Raw genomic sequence first — 18,062 nt, forward strand, 5'->3', positions numbered from 1 at the left:
TAAATGAAAAAAATTAATTAGTATAATGTAATATATATCGGGAGAATGTCATGGAAAAGGATAGATTTGATGAAGTAAGTAAAGATATGATTGCTTCGGAACGACAGAAGAATGGAATCGGAACTTTAGGGGAGAAGACACTTCATGCCATTCTGAAAAATTATTATGAACCCAAGATAGAAAATCAAGAAATACGTATGAATGGCTATGTAGCTGATATTGTAAATGAACATGGAATCATTGAGATACAGACTAGAAGCTTTGATAAGCTTCGAAGAAAATTAGATGTATTTCTAGAGTTACAGCCAGTAACAATTGTCTACCCAATTCCATATATTAAGTGGTTGAAATGGGTGGATAATGAGACAGGAGAAGTACAAAAGCCTAGAAAATCTACAAGAAAAGGTACACCTTATATGATATTTCCAGAATTATATAAGATTAAAAGTTATTTATCACATCCCAATATTAATCTTTGTATTGTGATGCTTAATCTGGAAGAAATTAAGATCTTGAATGGATGGAGTAGAGACAAAAAGAGGGGAGCCGAAAAAGTTGATCGAATTCCTACTGAGATTGTGGAAGAGATTATGGTAACCTCAAGGTCTGAGTATCTTAAATTAATTCCTGATGAATTAATTGAGCCATTTACTTCGAAAGATTATAAGGAAGCAACAAAGTTATCTTTATCGGTAGCACAAACGGCACTGAATGTATTATATTCGGTGGGTGCGGTAAAGAGAGTTGGAAAAGATGGACGTTTATATTTGTATGAACGTGTAAGGTAAGGTGAGGGTAAGATGAGTCAGCGTAAATTAGTGTTGTATATTGCTTCAAGTTTAGATGGATATATTGCTACAGATGAACACAACTTGGATTGGTTGTTTAATGTCGAAGGCGAAGGAGATAACGGATATTCAGCGTTTTATGAAACAGTAGATACTATTCTTATCGGAAGAATAACTTATGATTGGATCATGGAGTATGAAAAAGGAGTTTTTCCATATAAGGGCAAGGAATGCTATGTTTTTACCAGAACGAAGCAGGATGATAACGAATATGTAAAATATATCAGCGAAGATGTCGTACAATTTACAAAAGTCTTAAAAAATAAAAAAGGTAAAAATATCTGGCTTCTTGGTGGAGGAGACCTGTTTCACACTTTTATTAAAGAAAAGTTAGTAGACGAAATTATAGTTACCATTGCCCCAGTTTTACTTGGTAAAGGTATACCTCTGTTCAGAGATAATAGTTTTCAAACACTACTATCTTTAAAAAGTACCAACCGTTTTAATCAATTCGTTGAACTTCATTATGAAGTTGTAAAGAAATATACATAACTACAGATTATGTATCGTATAACTAATATTGATTTTACTTATATCACTGATAGGACTATACTTAATAAGTAAACGGCACTGATTCAGAGAATAATCATTTAATTATAGATATATAAAAAACATATATAACAATAAAAATGATCGAAGTGTCTTTACATATTTCAATAATAAAATTAGAAGAAATGAGAAGAATCTATATTAAGTACACATCTACATAGAATAGAATTTCACAACATTTCTTATAATAAACATGAGAAAATTGATTGGAGGATATTGATTATGGTAAAAGCAATCGTAGGCGCAAACTGGGGAGACGAAGGAAAAGGTAAAATTACGGACATGCTTGCCAAGGATTCTGATATAATTGTAAGATACCAAGGTGGTAGCAATGCTGGACATACAATTATTAATAACTATGGTAAATTTGCACTTCATTTACTTCCATCTGGAGTATTTTATAATCATACAACAAGCGTGATTGGTAATGGTGTTGCACTTAATATTCCATATTTAGTGAAAGAGATTCAATCCTTAGTGGATCAAGGTGTTCCAATGCCTAAGATTAAAGTATCTGATCGTGCACAGATCTTAATGCCTTACCACATTTTATTTGATCAATATGAAGAAGAAAGACTTGGCGGTAAATCATTTGGTTCAACAAAGTCTGGAATTGCTCCATTTTATTCTGATAAATATGCAAAAGTTGGTTTCCAAGTATCTGAGTTATTTGATGAAGCTGCTTTAAGAGAAAAAATAAAAGAAGTATGTGTTCAAAAGAACGTTCTTCTAGAACATTTATATCATAAACCAGCAATTGATGAAGAAAAGTTATACCAAACATTACTTGACTATCGTGATATGGTTGAGCCATATGTATGTGATGTATCCGTATTCTTACATGATGCTATGAAAGATGGAAAGACCATCTTATTAGAAGGACAATTAGGTTCATTAAAAGATCCTGACTTTGGTATCTATCCAATGGTTACCTCTTCATCTACATTAGCTGCGTACGGCGCAATTGGTGCTGGTATTCCTCCTTATGAGATTAAAGATATTGTTACTGTAGTAAAAGCATATTCAAGTGCTGTTGGTGCAGGCGAATTCGTAAGTGAGATCTTCGGAGAAGAAGCAGATGAGCTTAGAAGACGTGGTGGAGACGGTGGTGAATACGGCGCAACAACTGGAAGACCAAGACGTATGGGATGGTTTGACGCGGTAGCTTCTAGATATGGATGTAGAATGCAAGGAGCAACTGAGGTAGCCCTTACAGTTCTTGACGTATTAGGATATCTTGATGAACTACCAGTATGTATTGGTTATGAGATTGACGGTAAAGTAACAAAAGATTTCCCAACTACTAGTAAGCTTAAGAAAGCAAAACCAGTGTATGAAGTATTACCAGGTTGGAAATGTGAAATTAGAGGAATTAAGAATTATGAAGAACTTCCAGAAAACTGTAGAAAGTACATCGAATTCATTGAAAAAGAATTAGAAGTACCTGTAACGTTAGTATCTAATGGACCTGGAAGAGAAGAGATTATTCATAGAAATAGATAATAAAAAAATGCTGTTGTAAACTCTAATCTAAGTTAGAGTAGCAACAGCATTTTTGGTTAGAATAAATGGTAATAATTCTACTTTAACACCTCAAGAAGCACTTCTAATAATTCATCATTCTTTTCCCTACTCATAAAACAAAAACGTATATATTTGTCCCCAAGTTCTTGAAAGGAAGAACAGTCACGAATCATAAGACCCTTTTTAATAGCCCTTTCAAAGATATCCTTCGATGTAATTCCAGGTTTTAATATCTGAACTAATATAAAATTAGCAACTGGTGTATAGAACTTTACATTCTTACATTCGCTTAGAATTTTACAGAATGTTTCTCGTTCTGAATTAATATAAGTCTTAGTTGAGTTAATATATTCTTCATCTTGAAACATAATTTCACCAGCTACCGAAGCTAAGGAATTAATCGTCCAAGGATTTTTTCTTTGATTAATCTCATCAAGAAAAGCAGTATCGGAGCATATCGCATACCCAAGTCTTAGACCAGGAGAGGCAAAGAATTTTGAGATTCCTCTTAATACGATACAATTTTTGTATTCTTTAGTTAATGGAACTAAAGTAATATGTTCCATATCATTTGCAAACTCAACATAGGTCTCATCTACCATCACAAAAATATTATTATCTCTGCAAAAATCTAAGATTTGTCGCATCTTATCATGTCTTATCGCAGAAGAGGTTGGATTATTAGGATTACAGAGAATTAGAAAATCAATCGAATTTATTATTGTTTTCTTTAAGCTATCTATATCAATATCAAAGTTAACATCTTCTTTCAGAGTGAAATTAGATATATGGCATCCAGCAAGATTTAGTTCGCGTTCGTATTCTGAATACGTTGGTCCAATAAGTAGCGCGTTCTTAGGGTGTTTTATTTGAATAAGTAAAGAGATTAATTCGGTGGAACCATTACCTACGATAATGTTTTCATAATTAGCTTTTACGTACTTACCAATTTCTTTACGAAGAGAGGTATATTCACGATCAGGATATGAGGTAATCACATCAATATTATCCGAAAGAGTTTGCCTTAACTTTTTTGAGACTCCAAGAGGATTTACATTTGCACTAAAACTTGTAATATCTTCTTTTTTTATATGATAGATTTGCTCTATTTTCTCTAAATCACTTCCATGGAAATGTTCAACGTGTTTCATCATAGTTATCCTTCCTTTTTTATGGTTCTAATTATAGGTATAAACGTGACTGAATACATCTGAGTTTAAATTAAGTAATTCAAATTTCGCAGTTTAAAAATCCATACTATACTTTAGAAATTCAGACGACACAGTATATTAATTACCATGATTCAAACTTTTTCATCGTCGTGACTTTGACGAGTTTGTGAAGCTACTTATGTTTTATCACTTTGAGTTAGATATAAAAAGTTCGCTGTTTGACGAACAAAGTGAGGAGTTCGAACTTTTTATATCTGTTTTTATCAAAGTAATAAAAGATTAGTAGTTTCCAAACGAGGAAATGGAACGTAAGATGAAAAAGTTTGAATCATGGTAATTTCGATAACCGAAACATCTGAATTTATCAAGTATTCAACAATGCTTTTAACTGCGAAGTAGAGTATATCCAGTATTGCTTATTAATGACAAATAGTGTTATAATCATTATAACTAAAAGTGGGTATAGTGTCAAAAGTTCATTATTACATAATATTTGTTTAAATATACAGAATATATGATTTATATGAATTGATACTTATAATAACCATAATCGGATTATAAATGATTAACTGTGGTGCTAAAACAAAGCATGGGGATTTGATACCTTTAAACAGAGGGAGTTAACATGAAAGAGAAAATCGAGCGATTAGCCAAAGGCATATTTGAATATAAGCTACCAGATATTTTATTATCAGATGAGGTGATTGAGTTATCGATACAAGAAGATACTTTGTATCAAGGTAAATTAACAATCAAAGCAAGTGATAATAGAATGGTAAAGGGAATTGTATATTCCTCGAATCAAGCGCTTCATGTTATTCATGAGGCATTTGTTGGTGAAGAAAATATAATTGAATATGAAGTATCCTCTCTACATCGTAGGACAGGAGAGAGGATCGAGGGAGAACTAACGATTGTTAGTGATTTAGGCGAGAAAAAGGTTCCATATAAGATAGAGATTCAGATGCCTTTTTGCACTACTTCAAACGGAAATATTAGGGACTTATATCAATTCACTGATTTGGCAAAATTGAATTGGCATGAGGCCCTTAGTCTATTTAAGTCTGAGAACTTTACTAAGATTTTTTTAAGTAATGATAAGGAAAATATCTTGTATCAAAGCTTAGTAAAAGGTAGAAATAGTAGCATTGAATTAGAAGAATTTTTAATTGCAATGCATAAAAAAGAGAGAGTAAGTCTTAGTGTAGATAAATTAAGAGATTATTATTACGTAGAACATGAACGAGTTATGGATAAAATTGTATTAACTAAGAATAATTGGGGATACATGGAGATTCGAACGAATACGGATTCTGCATTTATTGAATTAGATCATAAGATTATATGGACAGATAATTTTTTAGGAAGTACTTTTTCGCTTGAATATGTACTTAAGCCTGAATTCATGCGAGACGGTAAGAATTATGGAAGAATATTTATTCAGACAGTTCATCAAACCTTCATTGTTGAGATTAGTTGTAATTGCAATAAGAGTAATCGTATTAAAGATAATACTTCAATGAAATTAAGAGAAATGGAAAGAGACTTTGTTAAGAATTATCTTGATTTTCGATTGGGGCATATTACTGTAGAAGATTATCAAGAGAATATGAGAAGGCTAGTTATTGAATTTCATGATTCACAAGACTCAGATTATCGAAGCAATCTCATTCGTTTGCACTTATCTATACTATCTGGTGATAAAGAGAAGACAAAATTATTAATAGATCATTTTAGCGAACATAAAGAAGAGATGAAAATCCAATCTATGAGAGCTTATTGTGCCTTTTTATATCTTAATGCATTATTCAGTAAAGCAGAAGATGTAATAGAAGAAGCTTTGAAAGAAATTACAGATATCTACGAAACTGGTACTAAGGGCATGGATATCTTATGGTATCTTATTTACCTTGATAAGCAATATGATCAGAATAAAAGTTACAAGTTAGAACAGTTGGTGGATGAATATAAGAGGGGGTGCAAGAGCCCAATTCTATATTTTGAACTATATAGTATATATAAAGAAGATGCAAATCTACTTCAGTCGTTATCAGAAGTTGAGATACAAGTAATCTATTGGATTCTTAAGAATGACCTAATGAGTGAAGAGATTGCAGAACAATTTATATTCCTAGCGAGCAGACAGAAAAGTTATAAGAGACTGGTGTATATTTCATTAACTATGTTATATAAGAAGATTCCATCAAAAGATATACTAGCAGCGATTTGCAGTATGCTGATTAAGGGGCATAAAATTGGAAGTGAGTATTTTGAATGGTATCAGCTTGGTGTCAAAGAACAATTAAGAATAACTGAATTGTATGAATATTACATGTATTCTATTGAGGAATCCACAGATAACATTGACTCAAGGGGGGTATCTAACGAGGATGTTTTTGAGAGTCAGGTGTTATTATATTATTTATATAATAGTAATTTAAATGATAAGAAGAAAGCTTATTTGTATTCAAAAGTTGTACAGGATAAAGAGAAAAATTCTGAAATGTATCAAAGCTATAGTAGGATAATTGAACAATTTGTTGTCAAACAATTAAAGGAACAAAGGATCAGTAGAAATTTATCCATTCTTTATGAAGATATGCTTAAGAAGAAAGATTTGGATGATAATATCTATTTATATTTATCTTATGTTGCATTTCAATATGAGATACAGTGTGCCAATCAGAATATAAGAGGGCTATACGTAGTTCATAAAGAAATTGAAGAAGAGAAATTTGTGCCTTTGATAGATGGGCATGCTGTTGTTTCAATATATTCAACAGATGCTTATATTATATTGGTAGACAAGCAGGAAAATCGTTATGTTACGACAGTTGATTATACAATGTATCCGTTCCTTAATGTGAGACCATATTTGGACAAGTGTTATGAGTGTAGTGATATCAAACAAATTGTTTTAACGATGATGGAGAGTCCTTCTTTTTTAGAAAGTCAGAAAAGTCGACAGTTAGATTATAAAGTAAAGGCTTTAGAAATTCCTAATATACGTAAAAAGTATCAAGAATCAATATTAAAGTCTATCTTTTATGAAGATTCAGAATATATAGAAGAGAAGGAATTGATGCAGTTTCTTGATGTCATAGACATTACTAATGTCAGGAGGCAAGAAATCAATCCGCTCTTAGAATTCTATATGAGGAACAAAGAGTATGATAAAGTATATAAGGTTATTAGAGAGTATGGGTCTGATGAAATTGATACATCGGTTTTATTAACATACTGTAATGAATACCTAGCTAATTCAATGGATAAAAATGATATCATTTTGTCTATGTGTTACAGAGTGCTATTGGAAAATAGAGAAAATGAGCAAATAGTAAGGTATTTATTAACCTACTATACTGGAAGTACAAATTGTCTTTTAAAGATTTACCATAGTGCAATAGCTTTAAAAATTGATTGTTTAGAACTAGCAGAAAGACTATTAGCTCAGATATTATTCGCAAATAGCATGATAGAAGAGTCCTATGAGATCTTTTATCTATTATATCAATCTGAGAAAAATGACAGATTAAAGAAAGCATATCTTACATTCATAGCAAATGAATGGATTATGAATGAAAGAACCTTGCCAGATGAACTATATGAGATTATGAAACAGGTAATTCTAAAGGAAGAAAATGAGATTATTTTGCTAGCAGTATTAAAAAGATTATCGATTCAAGAGGAGTTATCGGGGGAAGAGGTTCGATATGTTGAAGTAAACTTGGATAAGCTTGTGAAAAAAGGAATTTTATTAACATTTTTCAAGAACTTTATTGGTAAAGTGAAATTGGAAGATTCCTTACTCTATTCTCAATATATCGAATACAAGACTAATCCAAAACAAAAGGTATTCCTACATTATGTATTAAAATCATCAATTGAGGAAGAAGAAAAAGAACAAATTATAGAAATGAAGAATATGTATGGAGGAATATATGTTAGTCAATTCTTATTATTCTATGGAGAGAAGCTAGAATACTTTATTGTTGAAGATGGAAAAGAAAATGGATTAACCGAAGAAATACAGGTAACGTTAGATAATAAGCTTGAAACAGAAGATGAAGTGGAGTCTAAATATAACCAAATAAATCTAATGCTTATGGCGAAAGAGTTAAATGATGATGAAACATTATATGAGATGATGAAACATTATAAAAAGAAAGAGGCGATGGCATCTATCTTATATAGTCCATTGTCTTAAATCTAAAATATGAATCAAAGGTGGGAGATAAGATGAGTGAAGAGCGAAATCTAATAGTTGGATTTGATTTATGTGATGATTATTCTCAAATAAGTTGTTTTAATATGAAGACTTTTGAACCAGAATCCATTTGTTATGAAGGAGAAGAAGACGAATGCTTAATTCCTACTATTCTTGCAGTGAGAAAAAACTCTTATGATTGGTATTATGGAAAAGAGGCTATCCAACTTGTGCGAAAAGAAGAAGCTATTAAAATAGATCATATATTAAAGCAGTTGAGAGAAAAGAAGGAAATTATGATAGGTGATACCAAATTAGATGGAGTATCATTATTAGAAAAATTCTTTCGAAAGTCGTTGAGTTTGTTAAAATTAAAATACCCAAATCAAACGATTGATCAATTGGTTATTACAGTAGAAAAATTAGAGAAAAATATCATTAAGAGTATCTATAAAGCATTAGAAGGTCTATCTATTATGAGAGACCGAGTATATATTCAATGTCATCAGGATAGCTTTGCATATTATACCTTATATCAGTCAAAAGAGTTGTTTATGAATGATGTAGGAGTATTTGATTTTTCGAAAGCAGGGTTAAGCTATTATCAATTAAAAATTGATAGAAAGAAAGAAAAACAGATTGTAACGATTGCAAAGAAGGATTGTTCTGATATCCTTTCATACGAGATGATTGAAAGACAAAATGATATGGAATCCTTGAACTATATTTTTCAGAATGTAGCTAAGAATATCTTATATAAGCAAGTAGTATCAACCTTATTCTTTACTGGAGTTGGTTTTGAAGAGCAGTGGGCAGATGAGGTTATGAAGCAACTTGGTGTGGGTAGAAGAATATTCAAGGGTCAGAATCTATATGCTAAAGGTGCTTGCTATGCTGCAAGAAGTAATAAAGAACCGGATCGATTGAAGGATTATCTAATATTAACCGAAGAAATGATAACAAGTTCGATTAGTATCCTCGCTTATTATGATGCAAAAGTATCTGAGATACTATTAGCTAAGATTGCAACACCTTGGTATGAAGTGAAAGAGCAATTCTATCTAGTATTGGATGATAAAGAAGAGATAGAATTGATCATAAAAGATAGAAATAAAAGTGATCCAACGGTTGTTATGATGAATCTAGATGGTATTGCAAATCGTCCAAAAAGAATGACAAAAGTCTATGTAACAGTGCGATTCTTAGACAAGTATACTTGTGTAATTCAAGTAAAAGACGAAGGTTTCGGTGAATTTTATCCATCAACAAATCGAATCTGGGAGAAGACAATTAATCTAGCATAAGCTATGAGAACTCTCAGTAATAGAAAAAGGAGTTGCCTATGGGAAAAATAATACTATGTAGTGGCAGGAAAGCAGAACATCCCTTTTATTTTAAATTAACAAATACTAATGTCTATTCGATTGAAGAATTGTGCTATTATATTTATAATAACATCTATTTGATAGGTGATGAACTATATCAGCCAGAGTTAGCTGATTGGTTAATCAATGAAGTTAAGATGAATGAGATTGGTATAAAGTTAAAGGAATACATTCAGAATAAACATTCAATGAAAGACATAGTAGTAAGTATATTATGTAGCGCAGATTATTATACAGAGGATGAGATTATAGAGTTAATAAAAGTAATTGATGAGATTGCTCTATTAAGTCCAATTCGAAGATTGAAATTAAAAGCTGATAAATATATTAATTATCAAAATTACAGCGAAGCGATTCTATTATATCAAGAAATAATAGGTAACAAAGAGGCAGCTGTATTTACAGAAGAAGAATACGGAAATATATTGCATAATATTGCAATAGCATTACTTAATATCAGCTCTTATCATGAAGCAGCAGAATACTTTGAGTCAGCATATCTTAGAAATAAGAATCCAGAGTCACTTATGCAATGTATGTACACACTAATACTCGGCGAAGATAGTGAAAGAAAAGATAGATTTATAAAAGAACATAACATTTCGGATGAATTAATGAGTACGATTTATCAGAAGATTAAGGACGCAGAGGAAAAGGCAATAGAAGCCAGCAGTTATAAAGAAATTATGAAAATAAAAGAATTAAAGGATGCTGGTAAAGGGAATGATTATTACCAAAAGATAAATCAGATGTTAAGGGAACTTAAATAGGAGTACAGAAAATAAACAGGATGAAGGAGCAATAATGGGTATTTTTAAGTTATTCAAGAAAAAGAAAGTTCAAAATAATAAATTAATAGATAACAAGACATTAGGGGAGAAAAGTAGTAATCAAGAATTAGTGGAAGATATGAATCAAAATACTATGGTTGAAGAGACAGAAGATGATGATATCCTCGATCGTATTGATGATTGGGCTTCCTATCTTAATGGACAAAGTGACCGAATCAAGGAATCAATCAAACAAGTGGAAGATACCAAAGTGGAATATCAATTAGTATCTTCTTACTTAGGTGATATGCAAAAAATTGAAATGATTCCAAAAGAGCAAAGAGATAATCTTGATGATGCTGCAAGACATATTATTACATTGGCAAGAGACCGTTCCAAATATCAGAATAACGGAATTAAAATAGCAGATAAGCAATTTCGCAATATTGAGAACTATGAAGAAGAGATGCCAAATGAGATTAAGAAAATGAAAGAAAATGAATCTTTTCACACCTTAATTAAGAATGATATGAGACATCTTGAAGGTGAAAAAGGAGAATTACGATATCAAAAAGAAGAAGTAATTAAGAAACAAAGATTTTTAAAAGCTTTAGCAATTGTAACCAGTATTATGGTCTTAGGTTTATTAACTCTACTCTTGATGATTGCTAAAACTTTCCAAACTGATATTCAAACACCATTTTTACTAACTATTCTAATGGCAGCATTAAGTTCTTTTTATATATTCTATGAAGCAAGAAGAAATGCAATCATGATGAAAGTGATTGAGAAGAAACAAAACAAGGCAATTGATTTATTAAATAGTGTTAAAATAAAAATGATTAATAACACAAGTGTATTAGATTATTCCTACAGTAAGTTCATGGTGCATAACTCAAAAGAATTAGAGCGCATCTGGGAAAAGTATGTAAAAGCTAAGGATGAAGCAAGAAGGTATGAAAAAAATACAGAATTACTTAACTTTTATAATGAAACATTGATAAAAGAGTTAAAGAAATATAATATAAATGATCCTGAAATATGGATCTATCAAGCAATTGCTATTATTGATCAAAAAGAAATGCAAGAAGTTCGCCACCGCCTAAATGTTCGTAGACAAAAGCTAAGAGAGAGAATTGATTATAATAATAAGGTCAAAGAGCACTGTCTTATGAATATCGAGGGACTGATAAAGAAGAATCCACATCTAAGACCACAGATTGAAGAACTTCTAGTAAAGAATAATATTACAGTTGTATCGATTGACTAAAGTTTTTTGATATTTGATTATTGGAGATGTTGGGATCAAATAGCCTTATTTCAGTGTACTGAGTGTATATCGCTGTATAATTATGAATTTTGGCTACCTTTCCCTCAGGCATCATATTTCTTACAAGCCTCAGAACTAATGAAAATACTCACTCACGTTCCTATTTTCACTATGAGTCTTGACAAAATATAAACGATACCTTCGGCCGGACTACGTCAAAATTAATAATTATACATCAATATACACATTGTAAGTTATAAAAGGCTATTTGATCCCAACACCCTAACCATTAATATAAAATAGATAAAAAAATAATTTAGGTGCTTGACAGAAACTAAGAAAACGAATAGTATATTTAATATCTGAATGTAATATACAAATAAAATTATAAGAAAAATGTAGTGATAGAGAGGATTAGATAGGTAACCTTTTCAGAGAGGACAAATCATTGGCTGTAAATTTGTCTAAAGAAGTACGTATTGAAGGTAGCTCTTGAACAGCATTTCTGAAATAATAGTAGGAAATGTCGGAAAGCCCCGTTATAGGCGAATAAGATATCAGTATACAGATAATAATTATTTGTATATTCGTATAAATTAAGGTGGTACCACGGTTCTTCGTCCTTTGTGATGAGGGACCTTTTTTGTTGCTCAAAATACTTATAATTCTGTTAAAATTGAATATCACCTTAAATAAGAAAAGGAGAATGAATATGGAAAAAAAATTAGAAAAAAATTTAGAGAAAACCTATGATCCACAGGACATTGAAAAAAGATTATATGAAAAGTGGTTAAATAAAAAATATTTTCATGCGAAAGTGGATAAAAAGAAAAAACCTTTCACTATCGTGATGCCACCTCCAAACATTACAGGTAAGTTACACATGGGGCATGCACTAGATAATACCATGCAAGATATTTTAATTCGTGCAAAGAGAATGCAAGGATATGAAGCACTTTGGTTACCAGGTACAGACCACGCTAGTATTGCTACAGAAGCAAAAATTGTTGAAGCTATGCGTAGCGAAGGATTAACCAAAGCTGATCTTGGAAGAGAAAAATTCCTTGAGAGAGCGTGGGATTGGAAAGCAAATTACGGTGGTAGAATCGTATCTCAACTTAAGAAGATTGGTTCTTCTTGTGATTGGGACAGAGAAAGATTTACAATGGATGAAGGCTGTAACAAAGCAGTTAATGAAGTATTTGTTAATTTATATAACAATGGTTTAATCTATCGTGGTGAAAGAATTATCAACTGGTGTCCACATTGTTTAACTTCAATTTCTGATGCAGAAGTTGAATACGAAGAAAAAGAAGGACATTTCTGGCATCTTCGTTATCAATTATCAGATGGTAGTGGAGAGGTTAAACTTGCGACGACAAGACCAGAAACTTTACTTGGTGATACAGCTATCGCTGTTAATCCAAATGATGATCGTTATAAGAATATTATTGGAAAATCTGTAATCTTACCACTTGTTAAGAGAGAGATTCCAGTTGTAGCTGATGATTATGTTGAGATGGACTTTGGTACTGGTGTTGTTAAAATCACACCAGCTCATGACCCAAATGATTTTGAAGTTGGTGTAAGACATAATCTTCCTATCATCAATGTAATGACAGATGATGCTAAGATTATTAATGACTATCCAAAATACGCAGGAATGGATCGTTATGAAGCACGTAAAGCTATCGTTGCTGATTTAGAGGCAGAGGGTGCTCTAGTTAAAGTAGAAGATCATAACCATAACGTTGGAACTTGTTATCGTTGTGGAACTGTTGTAGAACCTAGAGTATCGAAACAATGGTTCGTTAAGATGAAACCTCTAGCGGAACCTGCAATTAAAGCAGTTCGAGAAGGGGAAACCAAATTCGTACCAGAGCATTTTAATAAAACCTATTTCCACTGGTTAGAAAATATCAGAGATTGGTGTATTTCAAGACAATTATGGTGGGGACATCAGATTCCAGCTTACTACTGTGATGATTGTGGTGAGATGGTAGTAACAAAGGATAGTCATGCGACATGTCCTAAATGTAATAAAGACATGAGAAGAGATCCAGATACGCTTGATACTTGGTTTTCATCAGCTCTTTGGCCATTCTCAACACTAGGTTGGCCAGATAATACAGAAGAGATGAATTATTTCTATCCAACTAATGTATTAGTAACTGGTTATGATATCATTCCTTTCTGGGTAATGAGAATGATGTTTAGTGGTTTAGAACATACCAAGGAAGTTCCATTTAGTACGGTATTAATCCATGGATTAGTAAGAGATTCTCAAGGCCGTAAGATGAGTAAATCCCTAGGAAATGGTATCGACCCACTTGAAATCATTGATCAATACGGTGCAGATGCACTAAGACTTACTCTTATCACAGGTAATGCACCAGGAAATGATATGAGATTCTACATGGAAAGAGTGGAAGCTAGTAGAAACTTTGCAAATAAAGTATGGAATGCATCAAGATTTATCATGATGAATTTTGAAAAAGCTGAAATCAGTGATACCATTGATTTATCTACCTTAACTCAAGCTGATAAATGGATTCTATCAAAAGTAAATACCTTAACTAAAGATGTAACAGAAAATCTAGAAAAATTTGAACTTGGTATCGCGGTTCAAAAGATCTATGATTTCATCTGGGAAGAATTCTGCGACTGGTATATTGAGATGGTAAAACCAAGATTATATAATGACGAAGATGAAACGAAAGCAGCAGCTTTATGGACATTAAAGACTGTACTAATTGATTCTTTAAAATTATTACATCCATATATGCCATTTATCACAGAAGAGATCTTCTGCACTCTTCAAGAAAAAGAAGAATCTATCATGATCTCAGAATGGCCAGTATATAAAGAAGAACTTAACTTTGCTACAGATGAAGAAGCAGTTGAAGTAATCAAAGCTGCTGTAAAAGGTATTCGTAACGTTCGTTCTGAAATGAATGTTCCACCAAGCAAGAAAGCAACTGTAATAGTTGTTTCTGAAAATGAAAAAGTTAGAACTATATTTGAAACAAGCAGAGTATTCTTCGCTACCTTAGGTTATGCAAGTGAGATCATTGTTCAGAACGATAAAACAAATGTACCAGAAGATGCAGTATCTACTGTTATTCCAGATGCAGCTATCTATATGCCATTTGCTGAACTTGTAGATATTGAAAAGGAAATTGAACGTCTTGAAAAAGAAAAAGCAAGATTAGAAGGCGAATTAAAACGTGTAAATGGTATGCTTAATAATGAAAAATTCGTTAGCAAAGCGCCAGAAGCTAAGATTAATGAAGAAAAAGCAAAATTAGATAATTACACAAATATGATGAATCAAGTAACAGAAAGACTTAGCCATCTAAAAAAATAAGAGGTACATTTCTGTAAATCTTATAATATGTAGTGAATGATACAGTAAATAATTAATAACCATAAGAAAAATAATATCTAAAGTAAAGAAAACATTGTTCTCTTTATTTTAGGTATTTTTTCTTATTGAAACGATTAAGGTGGAATCAATAGATTAAATTAGTGGACCTGTCGTAAATTGCGACCTCTTATCCTTTCCATAAGAAGTGAACTATATTATAATGAAATCATTAATTGAAATTAAAATTTTATTAAGACTATTGATTTTTATAGTTTTTATAGTTATTATGTATATGGTGCATTTGTAAATAATGTATCAGATATGGGTATGAGTTTACATGTAATGACTTAATCTAGAATGTAATTCTAGATTTTATATTAAATAGAAAACAAGTTATTTAACTGTTACTTGTTGTAATAAAGTGATATCTAGAAAGGCAAGGGAGCTAATATGATTAATTTTGAAGAAGAAATCGCAAAATTTCAACCAAGTTTAGAAGTAGACCAAGCTGAAGAAGCAATCTACAATAATGATTTAACTGATGCAACTGACATCATCAAAGAGATTTTAAAAGAAAAGAAGGATCTAAAATAGTAAAGGTATAGGTGGAGAGATATGAATTGTCCGGTTTGTGATGGACCATTATCGAAAAAAAATCGATGTGATCGATGTGGAGAAGATTATTCCGTTTATGTAAAAATATATAAAGCTTCTAATTCATATTATAATGAAGGGTTAAATAGAGCTAAAGTAAGAGATCTTACAGGAGCAATCACTTCACTTAAGGAAAGCTTAAAATTATATAAGAAGAATACAAAAGCAAGAAATCTGTTAGGATTAGTGTATTATGAAATGGGAGAAAGTGTACTAGCGTTAAGTGAATGGGTATTAAGTAAGCATTTTCAACCAGAGGATAATGATGCGGACGAATACATGAAAGCAGTACAATCGAATCCTACAAAGCTTGAGACTATTAATCAAGCAATTAAGAAATATAATACAGCTTTAGCATCAGCGAACCAAGGAAATGATGATTTGGCTATCTTACAGTTAAAGAAAGTAACTAGCTTGAATCCTCGCTTTATAAGAGCACATCATTTACTTACATTACTCTATATGAAAAATAATGAGAATGAGAAAGCACGAAGATGTTTATTAAAGATAAGTAAAATTGACGTGACTAATACGATAACGTTACGATATTTAAAAGAACTAGGTGGCGACAATACAGTTACTAAAGAAAATTCGAATCAAATATCCAAAGAAGAGGCAAAAGAACGAGTACTTAACCAGACGACTTCATATATGCCAATATCCACATATAAGGAAGATAAACCGAATATTATGGCATTTATCAATCTAATTGTTGGTGTTGTAATTGGTTTAGCAGTAAGCTTTTTCTTATTGACACCAACGATTAAGAATAATGCTACGTCGGATTTAAAGACTAAAATTAAAACATACACAGAACAGATTCAAGAGAAAGAAAATGAGATTACGACTCTTAAGAGTGATAAAGATACGCTACAATCTAAAATTGATGATTTAAATAAACAAGTAACGGATCTAAATGCAAATCAAGTGGATGAATCTTTCTATCAAAACCTATTTGAAGCAGCTAAACTATATGCAGATGGTGATAAAACAGGTGCAGCAGAAAAGTTAGTTAAGGTTGACGAGACTAAATTACAGATTGATGCATCAAAAGATTTGTATAATATGATAAAAGATGATACTTTCTCTAGTATATCAAAGAGTCTTTATAATACAGGTTATAGTCAATATAACAGTTATAAATATGATGATGCTATCAAGACGTTAAAAGAATCTTTCAAATATGATAAAACAAATGTAGATGCGCTTTATTTTATCGCAAGATGTTATCATAATAAAAAAGATTTTACAAATGCGAAGAAATATTATAATCAGATAATAAAGGACTTCCCTGATTCTAGTAGAGCTAGTAAAGCGAAGGCAAAACTTAGTACAATTGAATAGTTAGATAGAAACATTAGACAGAAAAGTATTTACTATAATAAGAAGTTCATCACTTTGCTTCTTATTATAGAGATATTTTTTTTATAAATTACAGATGTAAAATAATGTAAAAAGAAGGGATAACATGGAAAACAATAAAGAGGAATTGAAGAACGGTAATGAAGAGCAGAGTAATGCAATATTTGAAGTAACAGATCACTGCCTTATTATTAAATTGACAAGTGAGCTTGATCATCACTGTGCATTGAAGATACGCGAAAAATCAGATAGTTTAATTGCAAAAGGTAATATAAAAAATATTATTTTTGACTTTAAAGAAGCAAATTTCATGGATAGTTCAGGAATTGGTGTAATCATGGGAAGATACAAAAAGGTAATATTTACAGGTGGTAAAGTTGCAGTAACCAATGTTAATGAAACTGTCGATCGTATATTCCGCATATCAGGATTATATAAAATTATTGAAAAATATGAGACAATAAAGGATGCTAAAAAAGCACTTTAGAATGAGGGGGATAAGTATGAGCGAAACGAACGAAATAACTCTAGAGTTTGATAGTAAATCTAAGAATGAAAGCTTTGCAAGAATGGTTGTAGCTGCTTTTGTATCTAGTCTTGACCCTACAATAGAGGAGATAGCAGATATAAAAACTGCAGTATCGGAGGCCGTTACGAACTGTATTATACACGGTTATGAAAATGAAGAGGGGAAAATCACACTAAAGTGCAAACTAGATAAAAACAAATTATTTATTGAAATAATGGATAAAGGAAAAGGAATAGAAAATATTAAACAAGCAATGGAACCACTTTATACTTCAAAACCAGAGTTAGAGAGATCTGGAATGGGCTTTGCTTTTATGGAAGCCTTTATGGACAAGCTCGAAGTATTATCTACACCAGGAGCTGGGACAACCATTCTTATGGAAAAAGAAATTCAAAGTGCTGCTTCAAAATCTTAAATGGGGTGTA

13 protein-coding genes and 1 other annotated feature are annotated in these 18,062 nt (G+C 31.5%); of the genes, 12 read left to right on the top strand and 1 reads right to left on the bottom strand.

The window, feature by feature from the left end:
• The first annotated feature begins 50 nt into the window (after nt 1-50).
• The 3 genes from bsdtb5_RS06730 (at nt 51) to bsdtb5_RS06740 (ending at nt 2,900) form a co-directional block, all read left to right on the top strand.
• The gene (locus bsdtb5_RS06730) at nt 51-788 is read left to right on the top strand and encodes a hypothetical protein (protein WP_271715266.1); all 738 of its coding nucleotides are present in this window, start codon (nt 51-53) and stop codon (nt 786-788) included.
• Between the two features lie 12 nt (nt 789-800).
• The gene (locus bsdtb5_RS06735; protein ID WP_271715267.1) at nt 801-1,340 is read left to right on the top strand and encodes a dihydrofolate reductase family protein; all 540 of its coding nucleotides are present in this window, start codon (nt 801-803) and stop codon (nt 1,338-1,340) included.
• Between the two features lie 279 nt (nt 1,341-1,619).
• The gene (locus tag bsdtb5_RS06740) at nt 1,620-2,900 is read left to right on the top strand and encodes an adenylosuccinate synthase (RefSeq protein ID WP_271715268.1); all 1,281 of its coding nucleotides are present in this window, start codon (nt 1,620-1,622) and stop codon (nt 2,898-2,900) included.
• A 77-nt stretch (nt 2,901-2,977) separates the two neighbouring features.
• Here the strand turns inward: bsdtb5_RS06740 and bsdtb5_RS06745 are convergent, their stop codons facing one another.
• Nucleotides 2,978-4,075, bottom strand: a complete 1,098-nt coding sequence (locus bsdtb5_RS06745) for a pyridoxal phosphate-dependent aminotransferase (RefSeq protein ID WP_271715269.1) — start codon at nt 4,073-4,075, stop codon at nt 2,978-2,980.
• 643 nt (nt 4,076-4,718) lie between these two features.
• Here bsdtb5_RS06745 and bsdtb5_RS06750 point away from each other — a divergent pair.
• The 9 genes from bsdtb5_RS06750 to spoIIAB all read left to right on the top strand — a co-directional run bounded on the left by bsdtb5_RS06750 (nt 4,719) and on the right by spoIIAB (nt 18,052).
• Nucleotides 4,719-8,300, top strand: coding sequence for a DUF5717 family protein (locus tag bsdtb5_RS06750; protein WP_271715270.1), 3,582 nt, complete (start codon nt 4,719-4,721; stop codon nt 8,298-8,300).
• 32 nt (nt 8,301-8,332) lie between these two features.
• Nucleotides 8,333-9,604, top strand: a complete 1,272-nt coding sequence (locus bsdtb5_RS06755) for a DUF5716 family protein (protein ID WP_271715271.1) — start codon at nt 8,333-8,335, stop codon at nt 9,602-9,604.
• A gap of 38 nt (nt 9,605-9,642) precedes the next feature.
• On the top strand, nt 9,643-10,455 hold the full coding sequence (locus tag bsdtb5_RS06760; RefSeq protein WP_271715272.1) for a hypothetical protein: 813 nt from the start codon (nt 9,643-9,645) through the stop codon (nt 10,453-10,455).
• Between the two features lie 34 nt (nt 10,456-10,489).
• Nucleotides 10,490-11,725: a hypothetical protein gene (locus bsdtb5_RS06765; RefSeq protein ID WP_271715273.1), complete on the top strand. Its 1,236-nt coding sequence runs from the start codon at nt 10,490-10,492 to the stop codon at nt 11,723-11,725.
• A 392-nt stretch (nt 11,726-12,117) separates the two neighbouring features.
• Nucleotides 12,118-12,353, top strand: a binding site (T-box leader).
• Between the two features lie 84 nt (nt 12,354-12,437).
• On the top strand, nt 12,438-15,092 hold the full coding sequence (locus bsdtb5_RS06770; protein ID WP_271715274.1) for a valine--tRNA ligase: 2,655 nt from the start codon (nt 12,438-12,440) through the stop codon (nt 15,090-15,092).
• Nucleotides 15,093-15,542: 450 nt separating this feature from the next.
• Nucleotides 15,543-15,686: a hypothetical protein gene (locus tag bsdtb5_RS06775; protein ID WP_271715275.1), complete on the top strand. Its 144-nt coding sequence runs from the start codon at nt 15,543-15,545 to the stop codon at nt 15,684-15,686.
• Nucleotides 15,687-15,707: 21 nt separating this feature from the next.
• A complete protein-coding gene (locus bsdtb5_RS06780; protein WP_271715276.1) occupies nt 15,708-17,090 on the top strand; it encodes a tetratricopeptide repeat protein in 1,383 nt (460 codons plus the stop codon).
• A gap of 124 nt (nt 17,091-17,214) precedes the next feature.
• Entirely contained in the window at nt 17,215-17,595 is a 381-nt protein-coding gene (spoIIAA, locus tag bsdtb5_RS06785) for an anti-sigma F factor antagonist (RefSeq protein WP_271715277.1), read from the top strand.
• 16 nt (nt 17,596-17,611) lie between these two features.
• A complete protein-coding gene (gene spoIIAB / locus bsdtb5_RS06790) occupies nt 17,612-18,052 on the top strand; it encodes an anti-sigma F factor (RefSeq protein WP_271715278.1) in 441 nt (146 codons plus the stop codon).
• The last annotated feature ends 10 nt before the right edge of the window (nt 18,053-18,062 follow it).

Source organism: Anaeromicropila herbilytica (assembly GCF_016591975.1).
In the GTDB taxonomy this organism is placed as follows: domain Bacteria; phylum Bacillota; class Clostridia; order Lachnospirales; family Lachnospiraceae; genus Anaeromicropila; species Anaeromicropila herbilytica.